Here is a 23,495-nt window from a genome sequence, read left to right as displayed (position 1 = left end):
AGAATCAACATTTCGGAATGACAGCAGAGGTCCTTCATTGCACTTAAATCATTGCCAAAAGGCATAGAAAAGGAGACTGGCTGATGAATATTTATTTACCTGAATTGGACCGCCGCAAAACACAAACTGCCCTGGAGGCTGTGTTTGAAAAATACCGCATTTATAAAACGATCACATTCATGGACCGCGAGGTGTCCGTAACGGCCTCCTATACAGACAGGCCCCACGGCCCGACGAATCTGATATCCGATTCCACTGCGCGCACCGCCATATATAATGTAGATGCCCCTGCTGCAAGAGCCGCCTATTGCGATACGGTGGACAGCATCGTGAGCCGCCTGAATGAACGGGAACAGCTGCTGATCAGGGAACGCTACCTGAAGCAGGACGATGTGTTCGATTATAAAATTTACAATCATGTCTTTGATCCGCCGGTCAGTAAGGACACCTATATGAAAATCCGCGCCCGCGCTTTTTACAAAATGGCGCTGGCTCTTGCGGATCTTGGCTGGCTGAAGGTCGACGATTTATACAAGAAAGCGGCAGCAAAATGATATGTAGAAAGTAAACAAAACCGGATTGGCCGTGCAGGCTGATCCGGTTTTTTCGCGCCTGGACCGGGCTGAACATATTGTATCATAAAATCGCGAACATGTGTTCTACTTTTTGCCGCCGATTGTTGTCTCTTATTCGGTCGATATTCGTGCTTTTTCGCGTCAGCGCATACGTTTTGGGGGTGTAAGATTATAGCATCGGGAATGAAGGCAAGGGACAACCGAACACCCACACCGTTATCGTGATCCGGCCAATGAGCCGGTTTTTTACTGCGGTTTGCTCGTCTTGTTTCATTTCCGTACCTGGTCTTCACCGGGGGATATGAGATTGCAATTTGAAGGAAAGGAGGGCTGTGTAATGAACCGGTCCAAGGCTGACATGCTTCGAAAGCGGCTGCGGCTGGCAGTGTTATATAAAAGGCTGCTGATGCTGATGCAGCCCGCAGGCCATGCGGAAGGGAACGGTTTCAATGCAGCGCAGCGGACATAACGGATGAGAGATGTAATCAAGCAAAAAATTGCGGAGCTTGTTCCGGAGCTGCAGGGCAGGATCTTCGATGTTCTGCCGCCAGAGGGGCAGCAAACACCGTTTGCTGTTATTGTGCTGGGCGAGGAAATATGGAAATCCGGCTGGGCCGGGTACCGGCAGGTTGTTCGGGTCCGATTGCATGGCAGCGCGAACGATGCTCCTTTGCGGGACGAGCAGGCACGTAGATTGATTGATGGTCTGCATCGTATCCCGGTCCAGGTAAGCACGGATGACGGAGCATCTAAGGTGATGTTCCACTATTTGGGCAGCCGCGAAGCAGAGAGCGCCGACAGCAGCTCCGGCACTACCGTGCGCGCGCTCCGATTCGGAATTTATATTCCTGAATCCCAGGGCGATGCACAGGCTGGAGCGCCAGCAGATGAATGGCTTGCCGCACTTGCCGTCTGGACGAAAGAACAGCTGAAAGACAGCTGGGCGGTTTACCGTGACCAGTGGCCGGCTGATCTTGGCAGCAGAGCGATTCTGTGGAGAATGACGGGTTATGAGACCCGACTGCCGGGAGCTTCGATGTATGAAGTGAGGAAAAGCTTTACGGGCCATGTGATCGCACCTGATACGGCAAGCGAGCAAGGCACCGTTATTCAGCTGGCCGAACGGCTCAGCGCGCAAATCCAGCTTCCGCTTGATGCTGCGCAGCGCCGATACCTGTCAGCCGCAGAGATTAGAGCTGATTTGCAGGCAGATGCGATCCTTGAAGGACAGCTTCGTCTCACACTGGCTCAGCGGCATGTAAGGCCATTCGAGGAGGCTGCGCTGATCCGCAGAGTGGAGATGCAACCCAAATTGAAATGAGGTAATCGTATGGCAGTGAAAAAAACAACGGCAAAAGCCGTCCGTGAAAACAGCGCTCCGCGCTACACATTGGACGAGCTGAAGGAAAAAGCGGAGCAGTTGTTTTCCGTGAAGGAAGAAGTATTGGCGGGCGCATTTTACGGAAGCGGACAAACCGTCTGCTCAGTGGAAGAAGCGAAAGCAAAAATTAACGAATTTATGAAAGCGAAGGTGGAGTAATATGGCAGGCGGAACATGGGAAAGCACGAATAAACCGGTATTGCCGGGTTTGTATATGAATTTTCAGGCAGCGGCTGCTTCGGCTATTCAAGGCGGCTCGCGCGGTACGGTTGTAGTACCGGTTAAGGCAAACTGGGGACCAGTGCGCGAATTTGTGGAAATCGGCAGTGAGACAGCCATCGGCCAAGTCTTCTCCAACGGCAACGAGGATGGGGCAACGGCTTACTCGATCCTGTATCTCGCGCTGCTTGGCGGACCGAAGAAGCTGCTGGCGTACCGTTTGGCAGATACTACAGCAGCTGCGGCATCGGTCAGCCTGAAAAATGCGGACGATGCTGAAGTATTGAAGCTGACGGCCAAATATACGGGATCGCGCGGCAACCAATTTGCCGTAACCGTACAGCCATCGCTCGAAAACAGTGCGGCGAAGGAAATCCGTCTCTATGAAGGAACCAAACTGCTGAAGACCTTTACGGCCGCGGGTAATACGGCTGCTGCTGCAGCGGCGGCAGTCAACGAAGATGCCGAAAATGTATGGGTTACAGCGGAAGCCGTCGACGGGGCAGCCGTTCCGGCGGATGTGACAAGCGTGCCGTTTGCAGGTGGTGTCAGCGGTAACAGCAAGCTGACCAATGCCGACTATATCGCGATGCAGGAAGCGCTCGAAGGACAGGACTTTAATGTGCTGGCGCTGGATTATGCGGCAGATATGACCTTGCTGCAAAGCTTTGCCGCCTGGATCAAGCGAATCCGTGATCAAGGCAAAGGAGCGGTCGCTGTCTTTGGCGGCACGAAGGCTGACGACACTGCGCCGAATGCAGCTGAACTGGCGGCAGCAAGATCCCTTGCCCTGAACCATGAAGGCATCATTAACGTCGGCACTGGCGTGCGCCTGTCCGGAACGGATTACAGCTCCGCCCAAACGGCCGCTTATGTGGCCGGTCTGATGGCTGGACAGCGCTTGAATGAATCGACAACCTATGCGGTAACTCCATTCGAGGATGTAACCCGCCGCTGGACCCGTCCAGAACAGGAGAGCGCCATCAAAAACGGCGTGTTTATCCTCTTCCATGACGGACGCCAGGTCAAGGCGCTGCGCGGCATCAACAGCCTTGTCGTTCCTGCCGCCGGTCAAAACAACGCGTGGAAGAAAATCCGCTCCATCCGCGTCATGGACGCCATCAATGCGGATCTGCAGCGTGCGGCCGAAGAGACATACATCGGCAAAGTGAACAACACCGAGGAAGGCCGGCTTGCCCTGATCGGCGCAATCAAGGAATATCTGGCACAGCTGTCGCTGAGCAATGTCATCGAGCCATCTGGGTACGATGTCATCCTGGACCCTGCTTATTACGGAGATTCCCCGATCGTTACACCGGAGCCGGATCAGGTGTTCCTGCAGTGGAATGTGAAGCTGACCGATGTGATGGAGCAGCTCTTTGGCACATTTTATGTTCAGTAATTAAATCCAGGGGAGCTGCAAGGCTCCCTCATTCAAACCTAAATTTTGATCATTTCGAGGAGGAATTAATATGTTGGATGCTTCAAGAGTTATTTTGGGAACGTACGGACAGGCGTATATCGACGGGGTATGGCAGACCCATATCAACAAGCTGGAAGCCAGTGTGGAGATTGAAAAACGTGAGCTGAACCTGGTGGGCAGCGACTGGAAGGTGCATAAAAACGGCATTAAAAAAGGCACCGGCACCATGAGCGGTTACAAGGTCACGTCGGACATGATCAAGCGCGGCTTCACCAAATTCGAAATCATCACCAAGCTGGATGATCCCGAGTCCTACGGCCATGAGCGCATTCGCCTCATCCGCTGCATGCCGGACAAAATCCAACTGGCCAACTGGACGGCCGGCGAGGAAGTGCAAGAGGAAACCACGTTTACGTTCGAGGGTTATGAACTGCTTGATCCTATCGTAGCTGAGTAACAGAACGGATTTTTTAAAATTGCGATACTTAATTCTTCATTAAAAGGAGACTGAATATGAGCTTGAACGAACATATGACAGAAGAACAAATTTTGGACAGCCTGTTTGAAGCGGCGGAGAAACTGCCTGAAGAGACGGTGCACATTCGCCGTCTGGATATGCAGCTGGTGCTGCGCGGACTGACCTCCAGCAAGGTGGACAGCATCCGCGAACGCTGCACCATCCGCCGCACCGTGAAGGGGCAGGTGGATGAAAAGGTCGATACCGAGACGTTCAACGCCTTGCTGATTTCCGAAGCGACAGCGAAGCTGGAAGTGAAGGGACTGACGCTGAACGGCTGGGGCGATCCGCGTATCACAAGCCGGCTGAAGCTGTCTGGCGGTGAGCAGGCCGTGCGCCGTATGCTGCTGGCGGGTGAGCTGGATGCCGTAGGGGACAAGGTGCTGGAGCTGTCCGGTTTTGGCGTTGAGATCAGTGACCTAAAAAACTGATCGGCTCCGGGGGAATGACGACGATGCTGTATCACTTGTGGGTGCGGCATCACCTCCGTCCCGGAGAGTTCTGGAGACTTCCGCGCGGCGAGCGGCTGCTGCTGATGGCTTTTGCGGAAGAGGAATTGGATGCACTGGCCGAAATCCAGTAATTTAGAAAGGAGGGAATGTATGGATATAGCTCTGGATATAGGTGGTTTGAGTAGGGCGAACCGGGAGCTGAAATACACTTCTGGATACCTTGAAAGCCTTCGAAAAAGGAAAGAGATATTTAAGGCTGAAGACTTGGCAAGGAAAAAAAATCTCATTGACCGTATAACTGAGTCAATAAACCGTTTAACCTTTGCTCTAGAAAGATTGGCTCGTCAACTATATTACGTTAATCAATTAGCAAGACGATTTCCGGGTATTAGATTTGGAGGAAAGCTAGGTACAACAATTGTTCAGCATCCTAAGAACGCCAATATACCAAAAAGCGATGATAAAGTCAGTCCTAGCAGACAACAAGTCAGTTCTAACAAACAAAATGAAAGCAATCGGTCTATTGGTGCTCTCCTGACAAAACCTTTTCAGCTAAGCAACGTTACCGCAGTAAATACCAATAACACAAATGTTCCAGCAAAGTCAGGAATCGATCTAACTTGGGCAATTCTGGCAACAGACATTGCTGAAGGGTTGAAAAAAACTGTGGACGGTTTTAAATCTATTACAGCTCAACAGTTTACTAGTATGTCAACTCGGATGCAAAGTATCTACACTTATTTAGATGGTATTGGTACTAAAATTACTTCAAGTTCAATCTTTACAAAGATTTCCTCCATGTGGAGCAGTTCGCCAGCATGGTTAAAAACGAGTGCCAAGTTTGCGGGAGCTACTTTAAAGGTTTTAGATGGAATAGTTAGTGTTTTTAAAATTGGAAATGCAAAGGGTGAAAAAAAGTATGAGGAATTATTCAGTACGGCCTTGTCTCTAATTGGCGGATCGGCTGGGGCAAGAGCTGGGGCGGGGGCGGGTCTCTTAGTACCTGGTGCTGAACTGGTTACAGTTCCACTCTTCGCAGCATTAGGTGGGATAGTAGGAGGCTTTGCTGGAAAGTGGGCTGGAGGCTGGATTGGAAAGGGAGTTTGGCACGTCAAAGAGAACTTAGGTGGGTGGACAAGTTCTTTTTTAGAAAATGTTGACTCTTTTAATGCTTCCTTCAGCACAGGTGTGGACAACATCAACGAGACTTTGAATAATAAAGTTGATCAATTAATTCCTCAAGCCACAAGCCAACTTGATTCCTGGTTATCTGATACTTCGACTAATGTTAATAAGGGGAGTAACCTGCTAACAGACGCACTTGGGAATTTTAATAGTTTTCTTTCATCCAACAACAGTCCACTGTCTCCATTGGTGAACGAATGGACTCCAACTATTCAAAATGGTATAGGGGATATAAGCAACAATCTTGTGGATAAAATTAACAGTATTGATGCTGCAAATGTTGTAAATGAGGTAGGTGAAAGTGCAAAAAAATTCTTAGATTCTGGGGCGAAGGTTTCTAAGAACGGAGCAGATGCAGTTTCAAGTGGCGTAAAATTTGGTGCTAAAGGTCTTAGTGATTATGTACAGATGATTGTGGACTTACCAGAAAAGTTTGATTTTAATTTTAATCCGTGGGGGTTGTTCTCATTGAACAACAATACCGATGTAAACGGAACAAAGAAGATCGGAACATCAACAACTCGTACTGCAAGTTCCAAAAGCTATCGAGCAAACGAAAAGCATACTCAAACGGCGACCACATCAGTGAAAAACTCCAACAGAACAACTGCCAATACTAACGTCAATATGCCACAGGGCGCTGTACAAGTTTCTGTAGGACAGCCTGTGAACCTTGCAGAACTTGCATTACAGGTTGGACAACGCTTTGTTACGGAGTATAAGCGGGCCACGGAGAACAAAAGAACTGCAACTGTTTAACCTGAGGGGGGATTTATTTTGGAGTTCTTATTAATTGACAGTAAGGGAAAATCATTTATATTTCCTGTAAACCCCGAAGAAGTAAACATTTCTCGGCAAAAAGGATTCGAAACTATAAATATCTTGTCATACGGAGAGTATGACTTTCCACAAGGAGAGAGGATAAAAGAAATATCCTTCTCTTCTTTTTTTCCAAAAGAATATGATCCGTCCTACTGCAAATACCCTGATCTTCCTGATCCGCTTAAAGCAATGAATTTATTGAATACTTTTTTGACGGCTAAAACTCCGTTACGCTTTATTATCACAGAAACACCTATTAATGTACCAGTTTTCCTTGCGTCTCATAACACTACTTTACGAGGAGCTGAAACAGGTGATGTTTTGTTTGATGTATCATTTCGCACTTGGCGGGACTTGAAAATTTCAACCAAGCCAAGTTCCAAGGGGGCAAAGACAACATCACGTACTGATTTAAAAGAACCAGCCAAAACATATACTGTGAAGTCAGGGGACTCACTTTCAAAAATTGCTAAGTTGGAACTTGGAAACAGTTCTCTGTGGAAAAAGATATATGAATTAAATAAAAAGACTATCGGAAATAATCCAAACCTTATTTCTCCTGGACAAAAGCTGGTGATGCCATGACTTATCGGGTGATAGTACAGGACCAATATGATATTTCAACTGCTGTGGAAAAGATAAATTTACGTGATTCTCTGGATCAAATTGCCTATCAAGCTACAATCGACATTACTGTCCTCCCATCGATGCCTAAACTGTCCCCTGGTATGGCAATTCGTGTCAGTGGAGTACCTTACGGCAAAAATACAATGACTGCTTTACTCCATCCTGCAGTAATTTGGGAAGTGAATAGCTCAAATAATGGATTAAAAAAAATGGAACTGACCTTGTATGACCGGACGATCTATTTGGACAAATCTACAGATGAGTACTTATTTCCCAAGGGGCAGACTGCCAGTCAGAGATTTAAGAAATATGCTTCTGATTGGCAAATAAAGCTGGCTTCCATTCCTGACACGAAAGTTAAATTAGGGAGGGCGGTATATCGTTCGCAATCTTTATTTTCAATGATGTATGCTGATCTGAGAGAAACTGTGAAAACTGGAGGCGAACTGTATCACCCGCGAATGACGTCGGCAGGATTAGAATTATTTCTAATCGGAAGTAATAAAGATGTAGTTAATTTAGAGCGTATTTCAGAGGTCACACAAGGCAGATCATTGGAAGGAACAGTAACCAAAGTTAAAGTGTTAGCAACGGCTGATTCTGATAAGGAAGTACCATCGAAGGTGCTTGCTGTTGCGGAAAAGGATACTGAAATATACGGTACGCTGCAGGCCATTGTTCAGGACGATGAGGTCAAATCCGGTGCTGCCGCACAGAAGCTCGCCAAGAGTAAGCTGACTGGAATTCAACAAACCATTTCCGTCACCGCTCCGGATATTAACACCATCCGCGCAGGAGATGCGGTGATGTTCGGCTCGATGAAGCTGATCGTCATCTCGGTCAGCAGGGAACTGGGCAATCCGGGCAGCATGTCGCTGGAGCTTGGCACCTACGACGATGTGAAAAGGAGGTTTTACCTTGAATAAAGACCCATACTCAAATCTCGCCTCCGCGCTCCATTCCACATTTTCAAAACAAACGAAACAGGCGGTTAGCGGTGTCGGTGCCGTGCTGGGTACCATTACGACCACCGGGCTGAAGCTGGATGACTTCAAACATGAGCTGCAGGACTACATGATTGCCGAACTTCCAGGTATGCTGGCTCTGCCGCGGTATATGGGAACCGGCACAACGACCAAGTTGGAGGAACCTTATTGGGATGACAAGAAGATTGACACATCCTTTTATATGGAAAAAATGGACATAGAGGATGTGCGGCTTGAGTTGAATCAGGGGTTGAAGCCCGGGGACCGCGTTCTGGCGGTAAGAGTAAACGGCGGCAACGATGTTGTTGTCGTATGCAGGGTGGTGAGCGCAGGTGCCTAGTTTATTTCCAGAAACGGATGAAATGACCTGGACCGATGTAACCGAGACCGAGCTGCTGGAGGGAGTCACGCCGGTATTTGGCAGGAGCTGGCGCTTTGATTTTGAGATCGGTGAATTTGTTGTCACTCCTACCCGCAAGGTTGCTGTAGCGGATGAAAAAGAAGCCTGGGTGCAGTGGTGCGAGAAAGCCATCCGCACTCCCCGCTACCGGCACGTAATTTATTCACGCGATTATGGGAGCGAACTTGAGGAGTTAATCGGAAGCAGCTTTGGACATGCGGTGCTGGAAAGTGAAATCCAGCGGATCGTGACGGAAACGCTGCTGGCGGATGCCCGTACGGAGGCTGTAGACCAATTTACCTTTTCATGGGAGGAAGAGGCTTGCACCTTTACTTGCCGTATCCGCAACGTAAGAGATGAAACTGAGATAATAGAAAGCGTGGTGATCTAATGGCGGATTTACCAGAACTGCCGGAATATTTGCAGGAACAGACAGAAGAAGAAATTATGCAGCGTATGCTGGACAAGGTGCCTTCGGATATTGATACATCCGAAGGCTCTTTTATTTGGGACGCGCAGGCTCCGGTGGCCTTTATGCTGTCCGAGGCGGCGATCTGGGCACAGGAGCTGCTGCGTCGCGGATTTGCCAGCACGGCAGCGAGCGATACGGTGGATTACCGTTCTCCTGAGCTGGATTTGCGAGCGGCCGAGCACGGCATTACCCGACGTGAAGCGGTGGCTGCCTCCGGAAGTGTCGTTTTTACGGGAACTCCGGGTACGGTTATACCTGCTGGAACGGTCGTTGCCACACCGGCGGATGATGTGTCCGGCGAGGAATCCATCGAGTTTATGACAACAGCGACTGTTACACTGGATGAGAAGGGCGTTGGGGAAGCGACTGTAAGGGCGGTAAACCCGGGAAGCAGCGGAAATGTTCCTCCCAATGTGATCCAGATTGTTTCATCTGGAGTTAGTGGGGTCACTTTGGTGACCAATCCTTCGGCGACCAGAAGCGGCACCGACGTGGAGAGCGACCAACTGCTGCTGGAGCGGTTCTATGCCAAAGTGCGCAACCAGGGTACAAGCGGCAATAAAGCCCATTATATTGAGTGGGCTAACGAAATCGCTGGTGTAGGCGGGGTTGAAGTCCAGCCTTTATGGCAAGGACCTGGAACCGTGGCTGTGTATTTGTTGGATACAGACAAACAGGCTGCGAGTGAAGATATTGTCAAGGCAGTGCAGCAAAGCATTGATCCCACCCAGGATGGACAAGGGGAGGGCAAGGCGCCTGCCGGACCAATTGTAACTGTAATGGCAGCCACCGAGATTCCGATCAACGTATCGGTGAAGGTCCAGCGGACCACTGAACAGCCATCCACCCTGCCTGAGGTGCAAAAGAAGATTGAAGACGGTGTAAGGGAATATCTCAAAACGCTGGCCTTTAACGATGATGATCCACTTGTGCGCTATACACGGATCGCTTCCATCTTGCTGGATATTCCCATCATTATTGATTACTCGGACCTTCTTGTTAATGGTATGAGCAATCAAAATATCGAGATTAAGACCGGCCAGGTAGCGGTACTGGGGACGGTGAGCGTCAGTGAGTAATTTGCAGATGATCAGCAGCAGGGGAAGCGAGCTTTTTTCATATTTGCCGGGTTATTATAGCACATCAAGAATAATGGGTTCGATGATGGACGCTCAGGGCGGCGAAATGGATCTGCTGTATGCGGCGCTGAACGAAACGGTGGATCAGTTTTTTGTCAGCACGGCGACCTGGGGACTGGAGCGCTGGGAAAGCGAGCTTGGGATATCAACGGATTTGACCAAGCCGATAGAGCAACGTCGCGCTGTGGTGGAGTCAAAGCTGCGGGGGGCCGGTTCTTTTACCGGCCGGCTCGTGAAAAATGTGGCTGAGGCGTATGACGGAGGCACCGTTGATGTCACATTTCAACCACAGGAATGGAGCTTCACGGTCAAATTTGTCGACACCATCGGCATTCCGCCGAATCTTGAGGACCTGAAGGCCGTTATTGAAGAGATCAAGCCCGCCCACTTGGCGGTTGAATACGAATTCAGTTACCTCTTGATCCGTGACATCCATGAAGTGATGACCCTTACAGAGATGGAGCAGACCTTATTGCACAAGTTTGCTGGAGGCGTCCGTCTTGACGGGCAGTATGTTTAATAGGACTACCGCTCAGACGCGGGATTTTGCTGGTAAAAGGCACACCTGTATTGACAGCTTTTTATGAATGAAGAGGTGAGAAACTTGAGCGCGAAAACGCCACAGCTGGATTTGTTAATGAAAGACCCAACATTGGATGGTCACGAATATTTCAATGTGAAAACGATGATGAACGACAACTGGGAGAAGATCGATAAGTTTGCAGGCGAAGCTAAGGCGAGCATTGAGAACCTTGAGGATCGTTTGAATACAAAGGCTGAAGAAGAAGTTGTCCTGAATGCAGGAGTCCAGATTGTTAAAGCAGCTAGATCCGCACCGTTTTCGTTGAAAGGGCTTGAGGGGCGGACATTGGTTAACTTGCTTGGTCGGATGGGCAAGGGAGATTCTGCTTCAGGGTGGGGTATACCTATTCAAGCTACGTTGAGTATTGACACCACAAACAGTGCGGAAGGATCCAGCTGTATTAAGGTTGTATCAACAGCAACGAGCGGGGAAAGTTTTGTTGGTCCCTCGCTTGATCGTTATATCCCTGTAACCGCAGGTAATTATTATTTGGTCGTAGGTATGATTAAGGTTATAACAGGCTCCGCTTGGCTTCGCCCCGTAACCTTGGTGGATAACACTTCTAATGCGAGTGCTACAGGGGATTATGGTAATGTGGTAGATAAGGTTACAGATACTTCTAAATTCGTAACTGTGCAATTCAAGTTTAAAGCAGCTGCGAACAGTAAGTATCTGATAGTGAGGCAACAGGTGTCAGCGGGAGGTTCCGCTTACTTTAAGGCGATTCGCGTTCACGAAGTAAGCGCCGCTGAATTCGCAGCCCTTGACGGCATGAAAACTGACCAGATAGCTGAAGGATATCCATACGTGGACAGTGTTACACCTGTTCGTAATCCGTATGCGATCCGGTACGGGGAGAACCTTTTGCCGTCGTTCTATGATTGGTCAGCGTCCATAAGTAATACAGGCGGACTGCTCTTAGTGGATAGCCCTTACTCGGCGTCGTTTGTAGCGCGTCCGAGCGGAGACGGTATCCAAACAATAAATTATTATACAACCGTCCCAGTGGTACCTGGAAAAACGTATGTTTACTCTATGGAACATGATGGAGTTATCGGTATTAACGGGGTTGATAAATACGGAAATGTCGTAACAGTGAGTGCTCCAGGCTTTGGTCAATGGCTTACAGACCAATCCATTACCGTAACTGTTCCTGATAATGTATATGCACTACGCCTTATGCTAGGTAACAATAATGCAACAGGTTCTGCACATACGTACAAAAATCCTAAGCTAAACATCGGCAGCGAAGCTCTGCCGTTCGTACCACGTGAGGATGCTATACTCTCGCTGCAGACTGACCTATTTGCTGACCCTGTGACAGGCGCGAATGCGGATTCGGTATTCGAGCAGGGCGGGCAGTATTTCAAGGCGAAGAAGTGGCGTCGTGTTGTATTGGATGGTTTTTTACCTTGGGAACTTCAGATTAATTTTACGGGTTTTAAGCAGGTGGGTATCAGTTCTATAACTCCGCTTCCTGTGTCTGATAGAAGCGCGATTACTGTTAAGTATGACGGGAAAATATTAACAAACGGTACGCTTGCAAGTGGTCCTGATATAACAAATGGCCTACGCGGGGATGATGGTTTGTTTTCTCTATCTGTCTCCAACTCCGACAGTGGATGGGACGACAACTACACACCGTCAGCCGACGAGATTAAGGCGTATTTCCTGGGTTGGTATATGTACACAGCAGGGCAAAATCCGACAAGTCAAGCATCTGGTTACAATGGTACGGGAACAAAGGTATGGACGCCACAGCTTGCGAGGGATGCAAGTAACTTTGTTTCTACTGTGCCAACAACACAAGCATCGTCAAACTGGACGCCTTACGAGCTGGTATATCAACTTGCGACGCCTACTGTCGAACCGATTGTTTCCGAGGGTCAGCTCACGTTTAACGAGGGCAGCAATCAGGTGGAAGTGGGGACGGGGATTGTGCTACGGGAAGGTACAAGACCGGGAATGTCAGGATATAGCGGAGACAATGTCTATTACATTAATAGTAAGGCGGCAGGGAATCCTCTCAAATATATCCCAAGCAAACTATTGAGTGTATTCGCGGATAGTGAAAAAGATCGTGGGTGGGGTGAGTCAACAAATGCGGATGCTAATGGTCCTATAAGGTTTTACAAATCGGCCAGAACGTTTGATAAAACAAAAACTTACAGCGTTACGTACTTGATGCTTGCAACGTCACCGATCCAACCCATGACCGGAGCCTATGCCGGAAATGAAAAGTCATTGCTGGAGGACTTGGTGGATAGCGTCACTCAGCAAGAGATCCGCTTGTCTGTCGTCGAGAATAAGAAGGCGGAGAAGGACTATCCGGCGTGGATCACTCCGACGCTGCTTAACGGTTGGACAAGTTACAGTGACCAAAGCGATACCACAGGTTACAGAACAGCTCAGTATTATAAAGATAGTACGAGCAGGGTTTATTTAAGGGGCTTGATTAGTAGCGGAACGTCTGGGTCAATAGCAGCGGGAACGATCCTGTTTACATTACCTCCAGGATTTAGACCTAAATACCCGGAAACATTTATTGTCGCCCAGGCGCACAGACTTACTCAAACAACGTACTACTCGCGCGTAACGGTAAGAGGGGATGGAACGGTGGTATTGGCGTCCGATATAAGTGGAGGGAATACGGATTATTGGCTGCAATTGTTTGGTATTTCATTTCTAGCAGAACAATAAAGGAGGCTCTAATCTATGAAAGCAGTCCCGAAAGTAAATACGAACGGCCTCTTTATCGAGGACGTGATCATGGACGATTCCTTTACAAGGGTCGTCCCTTTTTATGCTGATCCGGCGGACCTGCCTGCTGAAACTGATAGCGAGGAGGAGCAGCCGGAAAAGGGGCCAGCCGGGTATATTGTCGGCGTGCCGGTCCCTGCTGGGCTGTACAAGCCGCGGTTTGATATGGCCGCCTGGAAAGCATACCAGGAGGCAATCAGCGGCGTTCTGGGCGAATATCAGTCCGCATATGAAGAATGGGCCGTGCTGCCCGAGGAAGAACGCGGCGATGCTCCTGTATATGTCCCTCCAGAGCAACCAGTCCTTTGGATCGAAGGGCTGACGCAGGAAGAGATTGACGAGTTGACGGCTTCATCACAGCACGAACTTAACGAAACCGAGCAATTGAAACAGCGGATCGCGGATCTGGAAGTAGCACTGGCCCAACTATTGGCTGGCAAATAAAAGTAAAGGAGGCTAATATGCATGTCTGTACTCACAGAAGAGCAGCTGCGCATTTGTGCACAGGCTTGTATTTCTCGTTATGACAAAGGGGAGCAGAATTTGAGTGATATCATTAGCACCTACGCCTTGAATCAAAAGGATGCGACTGTTGTGCTCACGGAGGTTTATGCCAAGCGTCCCGAACTGCGATCCGTAGGAGAGGAGCAGTCCGCCCCCATCAAGGGCAAGTGGTATCATGCTATTTTTCGTAAAAAGCCGTTATAACCGTGTGCACAACATACCTACAGCAAGAAGGAGGGAGAAGCTATGAATGAACAGACAGCTTTTATGCCTATGGCTCTGTCCACCGGGGGTGTGGTAGATTATCTTTTCGGCGGCTGGACGACGATGCTGACATTGCTGTGGTGGATGGTAATTATCGACTTTTTCACTGGCTGGGCGGCGGCCTGGATCAATGGCGAGCTTAAGAGCCGGTCCGGATATTATGGTGTTTTTCGAAAGGTCACTGTATTTTTGCTTATAACCATTGCTCATTTAATCGACGGTATCCTTGGAGATGAACATTATTTCCGGGATGCGGTCGTTTTCTTTTATCTGGCGAATGAGCTGCTATCCATTATTGAAAATGTTGGAAGAATGGGTGTGCCGATGCCGGATATTTTACGCAACGCGGTTGCAATATTTCAATCCAAGTCAGCAGTGAACAAAGGCGGCAAGGGGAAGTCAGAGCAGGATGAGATTGAGGAAGTACAAAATGCACAGCAGAATGTGATCGGTGAAGCACAAAAGTCTCAAGAAAGCGTTCTTCAGCAGAGTTCTGAGACTAATCAGGATAGTAGCAGGGATCTGCTGCATACGATGTTTGTAGACCCAGAAGCTGCTCTGAAAGCAAAGGAGCGCATGACTGGCCCGGATGCAAAGAACGATCAAGAGACAGATGCTCGCTCCAAAGGCCAGATCATGTAGTGATTGGAAAGACAATGATAGATGACGCTTTTCAAAATGTCATAGATAAATCGTGTTCTAAATACAGAAGGGACTTCGAGCCCCTTTTATCCAAGCTTATAGGAGGTACTTCATATGGCAAGTGATACCGAACGTTTAAAATTGCTTAAAAAAGATCCCCTAACTGATGGCAATGAAACTTTCAACATTCAAACGATGCTGAATGACAACTGGGATAAGTTAGATGAAGCTGTAGGAGGTTTACAAGACGAAATCGCTAATCTGGACCCTGAAATTCCTGAGGGAAGCACTACGCAAAAAGGAATTGTGCAGCTAAGTAGTGCTACAAACAGCACATCCGAGACTTTAGCGTCAACGCCCAAAGCGGTGAAGGCTGCGTATGACTTGGCGAATAGTAAGATCGGACCCGCCACTGAGATACCACCTAACTCAAATTTGAATGACTATACAACAGAGGGGCAATATTATGTCCCCCTTACTGCGACAGCAGCGACTATTGCTAATGTGCCCAACGCAGAGGCATTTAATCTAGAGGTCAAGAAGCACGGAGCAGGAGGAGAGAGTAGAGGTGTTATACAGGTTTTCACAACTTATTACCCTACCAACCTGAGAATCTATGAGCGTAGTTTGTACAACGGCACTTGGGGAGCGTGGAAGGAGGTTGTAACATCTGATCAGACTTCCGCTTGGCAAAAATACAGCCTAACTGACATCAATGGGCGTGCCCTAAATATAACCGGACAAGATTTAAACAATATAACCACCGGAGGGTTTTATAACGGTAGTAATCTTAAAAATGCTCCAGATAGCACATCTTGGTGGTACGTCGAAGTTATAGCGCACACGAATAACAACGGGTATACGTTACAAAAAGCATACATTTTTAATAGTGGCGTTCGTTCGATGCATATAAGGAAACAAGAAGGTGGCACGTGGGGAGCATGGTACGAGGTGGCTATTGCAGGCGGGGCAATTAAAGGCGGATTATGGATAGCACAAAACACAACATATGGAACCGCTACAGGTCTTGATCTGGCAATTGGAGATAGTGACACGGGCTTTGATTGGGTAGCAGACGGACAGATTGATTTTTACACAAACAATCAAGTGCCTGTACGACTCATAGGGCAAGAATTCCATTTCAAAAATACGTCCGGCACTTACGAGAATCTTGCCGTAGCTATTGACAATTTAAAGTCCTCTGTCGCTAATGGGAAAAATGATATCGCTGCCGCCATTAGGGACAAGGGACAAGCATCACAAGGCAGCGATCCGTTTGCAACAATGGCAGCGGCCATCAGAAATATCAACACTTTAAGCAAGGTAGCGAGTGGGGATTTTAATATTTTCCAACAGGATATTCCTTGTGACAGCTCAACAACAACAACTAGAACTTATAGCGGAAGTGTAAGAGGGCTTGATTTTACTCCACGATATGTTTTTGTGAATGTAATGGTTCAAGCTTTCAATGGTGACGGGACTCTTTCGGTATGGTTATCCAATCTTGATTCATTTAGTTTGTCTAACACTATGAATAGTAATAGGGCGATTCGCCAATTATCCCTTTCTTTAAATATTGTATCAGGAGGGTTTGATGCTACGTCCACACATTCGTACAGGCTGAGTTCAGGTTCAGGGAATATGTCTTTCTCTGTCGGCAAATGGTACGCCATCCAATAAGGAAGGTTATAAATGGAAATTGGACATAAGATTTTTTATCGCAAGGCTTCTGGAGAAGTAATTTTTAAAACCTCGAAATGGCGGGTATCGTCAAAGAGACAAGTATAGAAGAGGATTTTGAGTTTTTTCCGCAACTTCAAGGTTATGACTAAGATAAAATTGGAATCTTGCAATTGGAATACAGCCAGTACACTGATGATTTTGCCCACGCATTAAGCTACTATGTTAACCTAGAGACAGGCAATCTGATGCTTAATTACTACGATGACGAAGCCCAAGAGCCAGTATATGAAGCACCGCTGACCGATCAGGTATCTAAGCTGGACTAAGATGATCGCAGTTGAGCAACAGGTGTGAGGGAGGTAATAAGCCATGACATTTACACCCAATAGCGGACGGGTTAAAGTTTGGGTCAGTTTGGTGATGGTCGGATGTATAAGCTGGACCAGGGGGACTCGTTGCTAGTTGAAAAGGTCAGCCGCCTAATCCCAAGGGCAAAACCCAAAGGAAAGGCAGAAATGGTATTCCGATAGGTGGAATGATGGGATAGCGCCCTGAAAGGGCTACCCTAAACACTGATCTGCACAAACTCTTGCAATAGAAGAAGTGTAGAATGCTAGGTGAAGTCGGCTGAAAGATGCCGTAAATGAGGTAAACATAACTCATACTTAATGCTATCCAGAAGTGGTTCCTTTTTCGTTGGCTGGACTGCGGCTTGGATCAATGGCGAGCTCAAGAACCGGTCTGGATATTACGGCTTTTTTCGGAAGATCACTGTATCTTTGCTGATATCCATTGCACATCTAATCGACGGTATCCTTGGAAATGAACACTATTTCCGGGATGCGGTCGTTTTCTTTTATCTGGCGAACGAGTTGCTATCCATTATTGAAAATGTGGGTAGAATGGGTGTCCCGATGCGGGATATTCTGCTCAACGCGGTTGCCATATTCCAATCCAGGTCAAATGTAAATAAAATTCCTATAGGGGCTAAGATATCGCCTTTGTTAAAAAAAAGGAGCTCCTCCTGTAAGATAGGGTTGTCAACGGGTCATAGGCCCTTATGACTTATCACCCCAGGAGGACGCTCTACTACGAAGTTTAAATCATCGAGCGCTATAAATCGGCGTATTGAACGCATTATCACGAATCACCTCGTTGTGGGGATCGATATCGCCAAGAAAACCCATGTAGCCGGGGCTGTCAATTTCCGAGGTAATCCAGTTTAGCTGCACTCTGTCGTTCAGGAATGATGCTTAGGGGTATGAGAAGTTGATGCACTGGATATATGACTTGAAGAGGGATTATGGCCTAACTAAAGTTATCTTTGGTGCCAAATCGCCCGGCCATTATTTTTTTCAACCTAGTGTTCTGGCTTCGCGAAGGCGGCCAGCACATCGTGCTGGTGAACCCGATGATGGTCACATACAACAAGAAAAACCGAAAAAAGGGCCTTAATATAAACACCAAACAGCCCGATTTTTTTGCGCCTCCGCCGGGATACAGTATAACGGCCCGTACAAGAAATAAAGACAAGCATAGAATATAACGTAAGACAATAATCATCCTTTCAAAATGATTGCAACAATATCCAACAATCCAGATTCTGCGGATGAACAAAGGGGGAGTGTCACATGCAGAATCGCGGCTCTACGAATGCCGAAGGTATTGATGTTTCGCGATACCAGGGCAGCATTAACTGGGGGAAGGTGCGCGCGGCCGGCAAAGCTTTTGCTTTCGTCAAAGCGAGCCAGGGGCAAAGCTATGTAGACCCCACGTTTGAGGCCAATGTGAAAGGGGCGAGGGAGGCCGGGGTGCTGATCGGCGCGTATCATTTTTTGGACGCGGCGAGCGCAAGCGCCGCCAGGCTGGAAGCGCGCCATTTTGCGGAGGTGCTTGAACGGGTTGGCGGTGCAGCCGCATTGGACCTTCCGCCTGTGATGGATTATGAAAACAATCCCGCCGGTCTCAGCAAATCGGCGATCAATAGTGTCGCCAAAGCTTTTCTGACCGAACTGGAGAGTGTAACGGGCCGTCGGCCGATTATTTATTCAGGCAATTCATTTGCCGCTAATTTTGACGCTTCACTCAGCCCGTACAAGCTGTGGGTTGCGCGATACAGTACCAGTGCCCCGTATGATACACCAGCCTGGAAGCAGTGGGCCTTCTGGCAGTATTCGGATAATGGCCGTGTAGACGGTATTGCGGGCCCTGTGGATTTAAATGTATACAGCGGCACGGAAGCAGAACTGCGTGAGGAATTTGCAAAAGGCGGAGGAGATGAAGAACCGATGACGAATGAAGAAAAAGCAGCCTTTCAGGCACTGCAGCAGCAGGTAGCGGCACTGCAGTCCCTGCACAGCATGCCCGTTCCCGATTGGGCAAAGGAAGCGGTAACGGCCGCGGCGGCCTATAACCCGCAGCAGCCGCTTATTGATGTAAACAGCGCCACCAGCTATGATGTGTACCGCCTGCTTGTAGTGATGCACCGGATGGGTCTGTTTGATAAAAAATAATAGATTGCCAGCAGTAGAGAGCACGGGCCTATTGGGTCTGTGTTCTTTTTTAGTTTTGAATAAAAATCCCTGTGAACCCGGTTCTTGAATTGCTTTGCACTCGTGTAAAATGTGATTTTTATTGACCGTTATTTAATTAGTAATTAATATAGAGATCACATTTTCCATATTATTACTTGTAATAATAGTTCACACATGGAAAAATTAAATATCGCAATCTGCTAAAAAACGCTTGTTAAAAACGCCTTCCTGTTGTAAAGTATCCATAAATAACCTCTAAGTACATACCTCATGACGAGATAATGTTATTAATTATAACACTTGACGACTTCCTGTGTTTTTTCTTCCATACGAATTTTATCGACTTTTGCCTGATGAAAATTATTAAACTCTATTTTCGTTAACACGGGTTTAATACTTTTTTTACCAAATATTTTCTGTATTAGATTACCAAAAAGAGAGTTTTTATTCAATCCGGTAACAACACATTTATAACATAAACATACAAATCGAGAGGGGTTTCAGAATGGGCAAAAAAAGATGGTACAGCATGTTTGTTATGATGCTGGCGGCTGTGATTGCTTTGGCCGGCTGCGGAGGAGGATCGGGGGAAAGCGCTGATCCGGCTGCCAATCCGCCTGCGGATCAAGGGGATGGGGCGAAAAATAATACACTGATTTTCGGCCGCGGTGGCGACTCTGTGGCATTGGATCCGTCGATCACTACAGACGGCGAATCTTCGAAAGTCTCGAAGCAGATATTCGATACGTTGCTTGTTTATGAAGAAGGTTCAACAACGGTCAAACCTTCACTGGCTGAAAGCTATGAAGTTTCCGCAGATGGCCTCGTCTATACTTTTAAATTAAAAGCTGGCGTGAAATTCCATGATGGAACGGACTTCAATGCCGACGCTGTGGCATTCAACTTCAACCGTTGGTCCGATCCGAACAGCCCGTACAAGTTTGAAGGAGATTCTTTCGACTATTACGATTCCATGTTCGGCTCACCAGATAATAGGGTGATCAAGGAAGTTAAGGCAGTCGATGATCTGACTGTTCAATTTACACTGAATGCGCCACAAGCGCCGTTCCTGCAAAATATCGCCATGACTTCCTTCAGTATCGGCAGCCCTAAGGCCATTGAAGAGAAGAAAGAGAACTTCAAAAGTGAGCCGGTAGGTACTGGACCATTCAAGTTCGTCGAATGGAAGCGCAATGACTCCATCACGCTGGAGAAGAACCCCGACTACTGGCAAGAGGGATTGCCTAAGCTGGATAAAGTCATCATTCGCTCCATCCCTGATAATACTGCACGCTTTAACGCGCTGCAGAACGGGGAGATTGATATTATGGAGGATCTGAACGCGGATGATCTGGCGGTGCTGGAAAGCAACCCGAATCTGCAAAAGATCGAGCGTCCTTCCTTCAATGTGGCGTACATCGGCTTCAACGTTAAGAAAAAGCCGTTTGATAACCCGCTCGTTAGACAAGCGCTGAATCATGCGGTGAACAAACAGGCGCTCGTAGATGCCTTCTTCGGAGGCGGCGCAATTCCGGCGAAGAACCCAATGCCGCCGACGCTGTGGGGTTATAACGACAGCATCCAGGATTATGAATACGATGTGGAAAAAGCCAAGTCCTTGCTGGCCGAAGCCGGTTATCCAAACGGCCTGCCTGAAGAAGTGACATTCTATGCGATGCCTGTCTCCCGCCCTTACATGCCTGACGGCAAGAAAGTAGCTGAAGCTATCCAGGCGGATTTTGAAAAAATCGGTGTGAAAGTCAACATTCAGTCCCCTGAATGGGCGACTTATCTTGATGACCTCAAGGCCGGCGAGAAAGATGATATTTACATGCTTGGCTGGACGGGTGACAACGGGGACCCTGACAACTTCATTTATACGCTGCTCGACAAGGATACCATTCCGGGCAACAACCGCAGCTTCTATGTAAATGAAGAGCTGCACAAGGTTTTGGTTGAAGCGCAGCAGGAGACGGATCAGGATAAACGTGCTGCACTTTATGAAAAGTCACAGGAAATTATCAAAAAAGACGCTCCTTGGATTCCGCTGGTGCACACAACACCACTGATGGCCGCTAGAGCGGATCTGAAGGGCTACACGCCTTCGCCAACAGGTACTGAGCCTTACGCAAACATTTATTTTGAATAAGGTCAAGTGTATGGACTCATTTGCAGTTTTGAGAAATATCAAATATGAGTGAACATCCGGCGGTGTGTTCCGCGGTCGAAAGTTGGCCGTACGGGGCAGCCGCCGCCATGTTCATACCCACAGCAAGCGGGCGGTGAATCGATTTGAGCGCATACATTATTAAAAGAATAGCTGTACTTATCCCTGTACTGCTTGGCATGACGTTAATCGTATTTTCCATCATTCATGCCATTCCAGGTGATCCTGCGGACACGATTCTGGGGGATAAAGCCACAGAGCAGTCCAAGCAGGCGCTGCGGGAGCAGCTCGGACTGGACAAGCCGTGGCTCCAGCAGTACGGAGCTTATTTAGGGGAACTGCTGCGCGGGGACTTGGGAGATTCCATCCGCACGCGCGAGCCGATTGCCCGGGAAATGCTGCCTTATTTGGCGGCTACACTGGAATTGACGGCAGCCAGCATGCTGTTTGCGCTGATCGTCGGTGTTAATGCAGGCATCATCAGCGCCTGGAAGCAAAATTCCTGGTTTGATTATGCCAGTATGGTGGTTGCGCTGGTCGGTGTGTCCATGCCGATCTTCTGGCTCGGTCTCATGGAGCAGTGGATTTTCGCCAACAAGCTGCACTGGCTTCCTTCCATCGGGCGCATGAATCCGCGTGACCCTATCGAGGCGGTGACGCACTTGGCCGTGATCGATGCCATTATTGCCGGACGTTGGGACCAAATCTGGACTGTTATTAAGTATTTAATTTTGCCGAGCATCGCTTTAGGTACAATTCCAATGGCCGTCATTGCAAGAATGACGCGTTCCAGCATGCTTGAGGTCATGAATTCCGAGTATATCCGGACAGCTCGTGCCAAGGGGCTTGCGCCATTTCGCGTGGTCTACAAGCATGCGCTTAAAAATGCTTCCATTCCGGTGCTGACTGTCATCGGCCTGCAGACAGGTTCTCTTCTCGGCGGGGCGGTACTGACAGAGACGATCTTCGCATGGCCGGGTGTAGGCCGTTATATTTATGATGCGATCAGTTCGCGGGACTATCCAGTCATTCAAAGCGGTATTCTCGTTATCGCATTCTTGTTCGTCATTATCAACCTTATTGTCGACCTGTTGTATGCCGTGATCGACCGTCGCATACGTTACTAATAATCCGGCGCAACTCCATCTTAAACGGCTGCCACTCCGGTGAGGCAATGACAGGCAGGAGGAAATTATGAGTCAAATTTCAATGAACACACGAAAGGCAGGCATCCCGGCCGCAGAACGGGCATCAGGACCGTGGCGGGATGCCTGGAAGGCCTTCCGGCGGAACAAGACAGCTGTCGTTGGCTTGTCCATCATTATTTTATTCATCATCATCGCTATCATCGCGCCTTTGTTATCCACTTATGATTATAAGGAACCGTCACTGACAGATCGGCTGCAGGCGCCGTCTGCCGAGCATTGGTTTGGTACGGATGATCTGGGGCGGGATATTTTCACACGGACTTTATTTGGTGCGCGTATCTCGCTTTGGGTTGGTTTTTTATCTGTTGTAGGTTCGATTATTCTTGGGACGACGCTTGGCATTCTGGCCGGGTTTTACGGAAAATGGTGGGATATGCTCATCTCCCGTTTGTTCGACATTTTGCTGGCCTTCCCCGGCATCCTGCTGGCGATTGCCATCGTCGCCATTCTGGGCCCGTCACTTGAGAATGCTCTGTATGCGATTGCCATCGTCAACGTGCCGACCTACGGGCGCTTGGTGCGCTCCAAGGTGCTCAGTCTGAAAACAGAGGAATATATTACGGCGGCGCGGGCGATCGGGGTCAAGAACTCCCGGATTCTGATCAAGCACATTTTGCCCAACAGCCTGACACCCATCATTGTACAGGGAACGCTCGGGATTGGTACGGCCATCATTGAGGCGGCCGCGCTGGGCTTTCTGGGCATGGGAGCACAGCCGCCGGAGCCGGAATGGGGCAAAATGCTGTCTGATTCCAGACAGTTTATCCAGACCGCACCGTGGACCGTCGTCTTTCCGGGGCTGTCTATCATGCTGACGGTACTCGGCTTCAACCTGCTGGGGGACGGATTAAGGGATGTGCTGGATCCACGCATGAAACCGAAATGAGCGGGTAATCCGCCTATAGGTCATGAATGGATAACTGTCTTTTCCGACAGGCCAAAAATGTGTATA

25 protein-coding genes and 1 pseudogene are annotated in these 23,495 nt (G+C 48.4%); all 26 read left to right on the top strand.

All coding sequences use genetic code 11. The annotated features are described in order from the left end of the window. Window positions 1–83 precede the first annotated feature (83 nt). Window positions 84–554 (top strand): ArpU family phage packaging/lysis transcriptional regulator, encoded by a 471-nt coding sequence (locus ACI1P2_RS00440; RefSeq protein WP_355315815.1) that lies wholly within the window; start codon window positions 84–86, stop codon window positions 552–554. A gap of 358 nt (window positions 555–912) precedes the next feature. Continuing rightward, window positions 913–1,044 (top strand): hypothetical protein, encoded by a 132-nt coding sequence (locus ACI1P2_RS00435; RefSeq protein ID WP_355315813.1) that lies wholly within the window; start codon window positions 913–915, stop codon window positions 1,042–1,044. Window positions 1,045–1,047: 3 nt separating this feature from the next. Then, the gene (locus ACI1P2_RS00430; RefSeq protein WP_355315811.1) at window positions 1,048–1,896 is read left to right on the top strand and encodes a hypothetical protein; all 849 of its coding nucleotides are present in this window, start codon (window positions 1,048–1,050) and stop codon (window positions 1,894–1,896) included. A 9-nt stretch (window positions 1,897–1,905) separates the two neighbouring features. Beyond that, on the top strand, window positions 1,906–2,115 hold the full coding sequence (locus ACI1P2_RS00425) for a hypothetical protein (RefSeq protein WP_355315809.1): 210 nt from the start codon (window positions 1,906–1,908) through the stop codon (window positions 2,113–2,115). Window position 2,116: 1 nt separating this feature from the next. Further along, window positions 2,117–3,577 (top strand): phage tail sheath family protein, encoded by a 1,461-nt coding sequence (locus ACI1P2_RS00420; RefSeq protein ID WP_355315807.1) that lies wholly within the window; start codon window positions 2,117–2,119, stop codon window positions 3,575–3,577. 70 nt (window positions 3,578–3,647) lie between these two features. Then, on the top strand, window positions 3,648–4,055 hold the full coding sequence (locus tag ACI1P2_RS00415) for a phage tail tube protein (RefSeq protein ID WP_355315806.1): 408 nt from the start codon (window positions 3,648–3,650) through the stop codon (window positions 4,053–4,055). A 56-nt stretch (window positions 4,056–4,111) separates the two neighbouring features. Next, window positions 4,112–4,546, top strand: coding sequence for a phage tail assembly chaperone (locus tag ACI1P2_RS00410; RefSeq protein WP_355315805.1), 435 nt, complete (start codon window positions 4,112–4,114; stop codon window positions 4,544–4,546). A 14-nt stretch (window positions 4,547–4,560) separates the two neighbouring features. Continuing rightward, window positions 4,561–4,698, top strand: coding sequence for a hypothetical protein (locus tag ACI1P2_RS00405; RefSeq protein WP_408976110.1), 138 nt, complete (start codon window positions 4,561–4,563; stop codon window positions 4,696–4,698). 19 nt (window positions 4,699–4,717) lie between these two features. After that, entirely contained in the window at window positions 4,718–6,511 is a 1,794-nt protein-coding gene (locus ACI1P2_RS00400) for a hypothetical protein (RefSeq protein WP_355315801.1), read from the top strand. A gap of 18 nt (window positions 6,512–6,529) precedes the next feature. Next, window positions 6,530–7,159: a LysM peptidoglycan-binding domain-containing protein gene (locus ACI1P2_RS00395; protein WP_355315799.1), complete on the top strand. Its 630-nt coding sequence runs from the start codon at window positions 6,530–6,532 to the stop codon at window positions 7,157–7,159. Continuing rightward, complete coding sequence (locus ACI1P2_RS00390) at window positions 7,156–8,127, top strand: XkdQ/YqbQ family protein (protein WP_355315797.1); 972 nt, start codon at window positions 7,156–7,158, stop codon at window positions 8,125–8,127. Before ACI1P2_RS00395 ends, ACI1P2_RS00390 begins: the two co-directional genes overlap by 4 nt. After that, entirely contained in the window at window positions 8,120–8,527 is a 408-nt protein-coding gene (locus ACI1P2_RS00385) for a hypothetical protein (protein WP_355315795.1), read from the top strand. The genes ACI1P2_RS00390 and ACI1P2_RS00385 overlap by 8 nt, the downstream gene beginning before the upstream one ends. Then, window positions 8,520–8,978 carry a DUF2634 domain-containing protein gene (locus ACI1P2_RS00380; protein ID WP_355315794.1) on the top strand — a complete coding sequence of 153 codons (459 nt, stop codon included), beginning with the start codon at window positions 8,520–8,522 and terminating at the stop codon, window positions 8,976–8,978. Before ACI1P2_RS00385 ends, ACI1P2_RS00380 begins: the two co-directional genes overlap by 8 nt. Continuing rightward, window positions 8,978–10,138, top strand: coding sequence for a baseplate J/gp47 family protein (locus ACI1P2_RS00375; protein ID WP_355315792.1), 1,161 nt, complete (start codon window positions 8,978–8,980; stop codon window positions 10,136–10,138). The genes ACI1P2_RS00380 and ACI1P2_RS00375 overlap by 1 nt, the downstream gene beginning before the upstream one ends. Window positions 10,139–10,145: 7 nt before the next feature. Further along, window positions 10,146–10,718, top strand: a complete 573-nt coding sequence (locus ACI1P2_RS00370; protein ID WP_408976104.1) for a YmfQ family protein — start codon at window positions 10,146–10,148, stop codon at window positions 10,716–10,718. Between the two features lie 63 nt (window positions 10,719–10,781). Further along, complete coding sequence (locus ACI1P2_RS00365; protein ID WP_408976093.1) at window positions 10,782–13,481, top strand: hypothetical protein; 2,700 nt, start codon at window positions 10,782–10,784, stop codon at window positions 13,479–13,481. Between the two features lie 15 nt (window positions 13,482–13,496). Further along, a complete protein-coding gene (locus ACI1P2_RS00360; protein ID WP_355315788.1) occupies window positions 13,497–13,985 on the top strand; it encodes a hypothetical protein in 489 nt (162 codons plus the stop codon). A 21-nt stretch (window positions 13,986–14,006) separates the two neighbouring features. Then, a complete protein-coding gene (locus ACI1P2_RS00355) occupies window positions 14,007–14,249 on the top strand; it encodes a hypothetical protein (protein WP_355315786.1) in 243 nt (80 codons plus the stop codon). Window positions 14,250–14,291: 42 nt separating this feature from the next. Beyond that, window positions 14,292–14,693, top strand: a pseudogene (locus tag ACI1P2_RS00350) (phage holin family protein); the annotation flags it as partial. Window positions 14,694–15,065: 372 nt separating this feature from the next. Further along, the gene (locus ACI1P2_RS31450; RefSeq protein WP_355315785.1) at window positions 15,066–16,631 is read left to right on the top strand and encodes a pyocin knob domain-containing protein; all 1,566 of its coding nucleotides are present in this window, start codon (window positions 15,066–15,068) and stop codon (window positions 16,629–16,631) included. A 167-nt stretch (window positions 16,632–16,798) separates the two neighbouring features. Then, a complete protein-coding gene (locus tag ACI1P2_RS00340; RefSeq protein WP_408976092.1) occupies window positions 16,799–16,960 on the top strand; it encodes a hypothetical protein in 162 nt (53 codons plus the stop codon). 342 nt (window positions 16,961–17,302) lie between these two features. Further along, on the top strand, window positions 17,303–17,698 hold the full coding sequence (locus ACI1P2_RS00335) for a phage holin family protein (RefSeq protein ID WP_408976091.1): 396 nt from the start codon (window positions 17,303–17,305) through the stop codon (window positions 17,696–17,698). Between the two features lie 567 nt (window positions 17,699–18,265). Further along, a complete protein-coding gene (locus tag ACI1P2_RS00330; RefSeq protein ID WP_355315783.1) occupies window positions 18,266–19,147 on the top strand; it encodes a glycoside hydrolase family 25 protein in 882 nt (293 codons plus the stop codon). Between the two features lie 526 nt (window positions 19,148–19,673). After that, complete coding sequence (locus ACI1P2_RS00325; RefSeq protein WP_355315781.1) at window positions 19,674–21,317, top strand: ABC transporter substrate-binding protein; 1,644 nt, start codon at window positions 19,674–19,676, stop codon at window positions 21,315–21,317. A gap of 143 nt (window positions 21,318–21,460) precedes the next feature. Continuing rightward, window positions 21,461–22,462: an ABC transporter permease gene (locus tag ACI1P2_RS00320; protein ID WP_355315779.1), complete on the top strand. Its 1,002-nt coding sequence runs from the start codon at window positions 21,461–21,463 to the stop codon at window positions 22,460–22,462. A gap of 67 nt (window positions 22,463–22,529) precedes the next feature. Further along, complete coding sequence (gene nikC / locus ACI1P2_RS00315) at window positions 22,530–23,429, top strand: nickel transporter permease (RefSeq protein WP_355315777.1); 900 nt, start codon at window positions 22,530–22,532, stop codon at window positions 23,427–23,429. The last annotated feature ends 66 nt before the right edge of the window (window positions 23,430–23,495 follow it).

Origin of the sequence: Paenibacillus jiangxiensis (genome assembly GCF_046098255.1) — a bacterium.
In the GTDB taxonomy this organism is placed as follows: Bacteria; Bacillota; Bacilli; order Paenibacillales; family Paenibacillaceae; genus Paenibacillus; species Paenibacillus jiagnxiensis.
The sequence above is the reverse complement of the archived record's forward strand: the minus strand, read 5'-3'. Positions and strand labels throughout refer to the sequence as shown.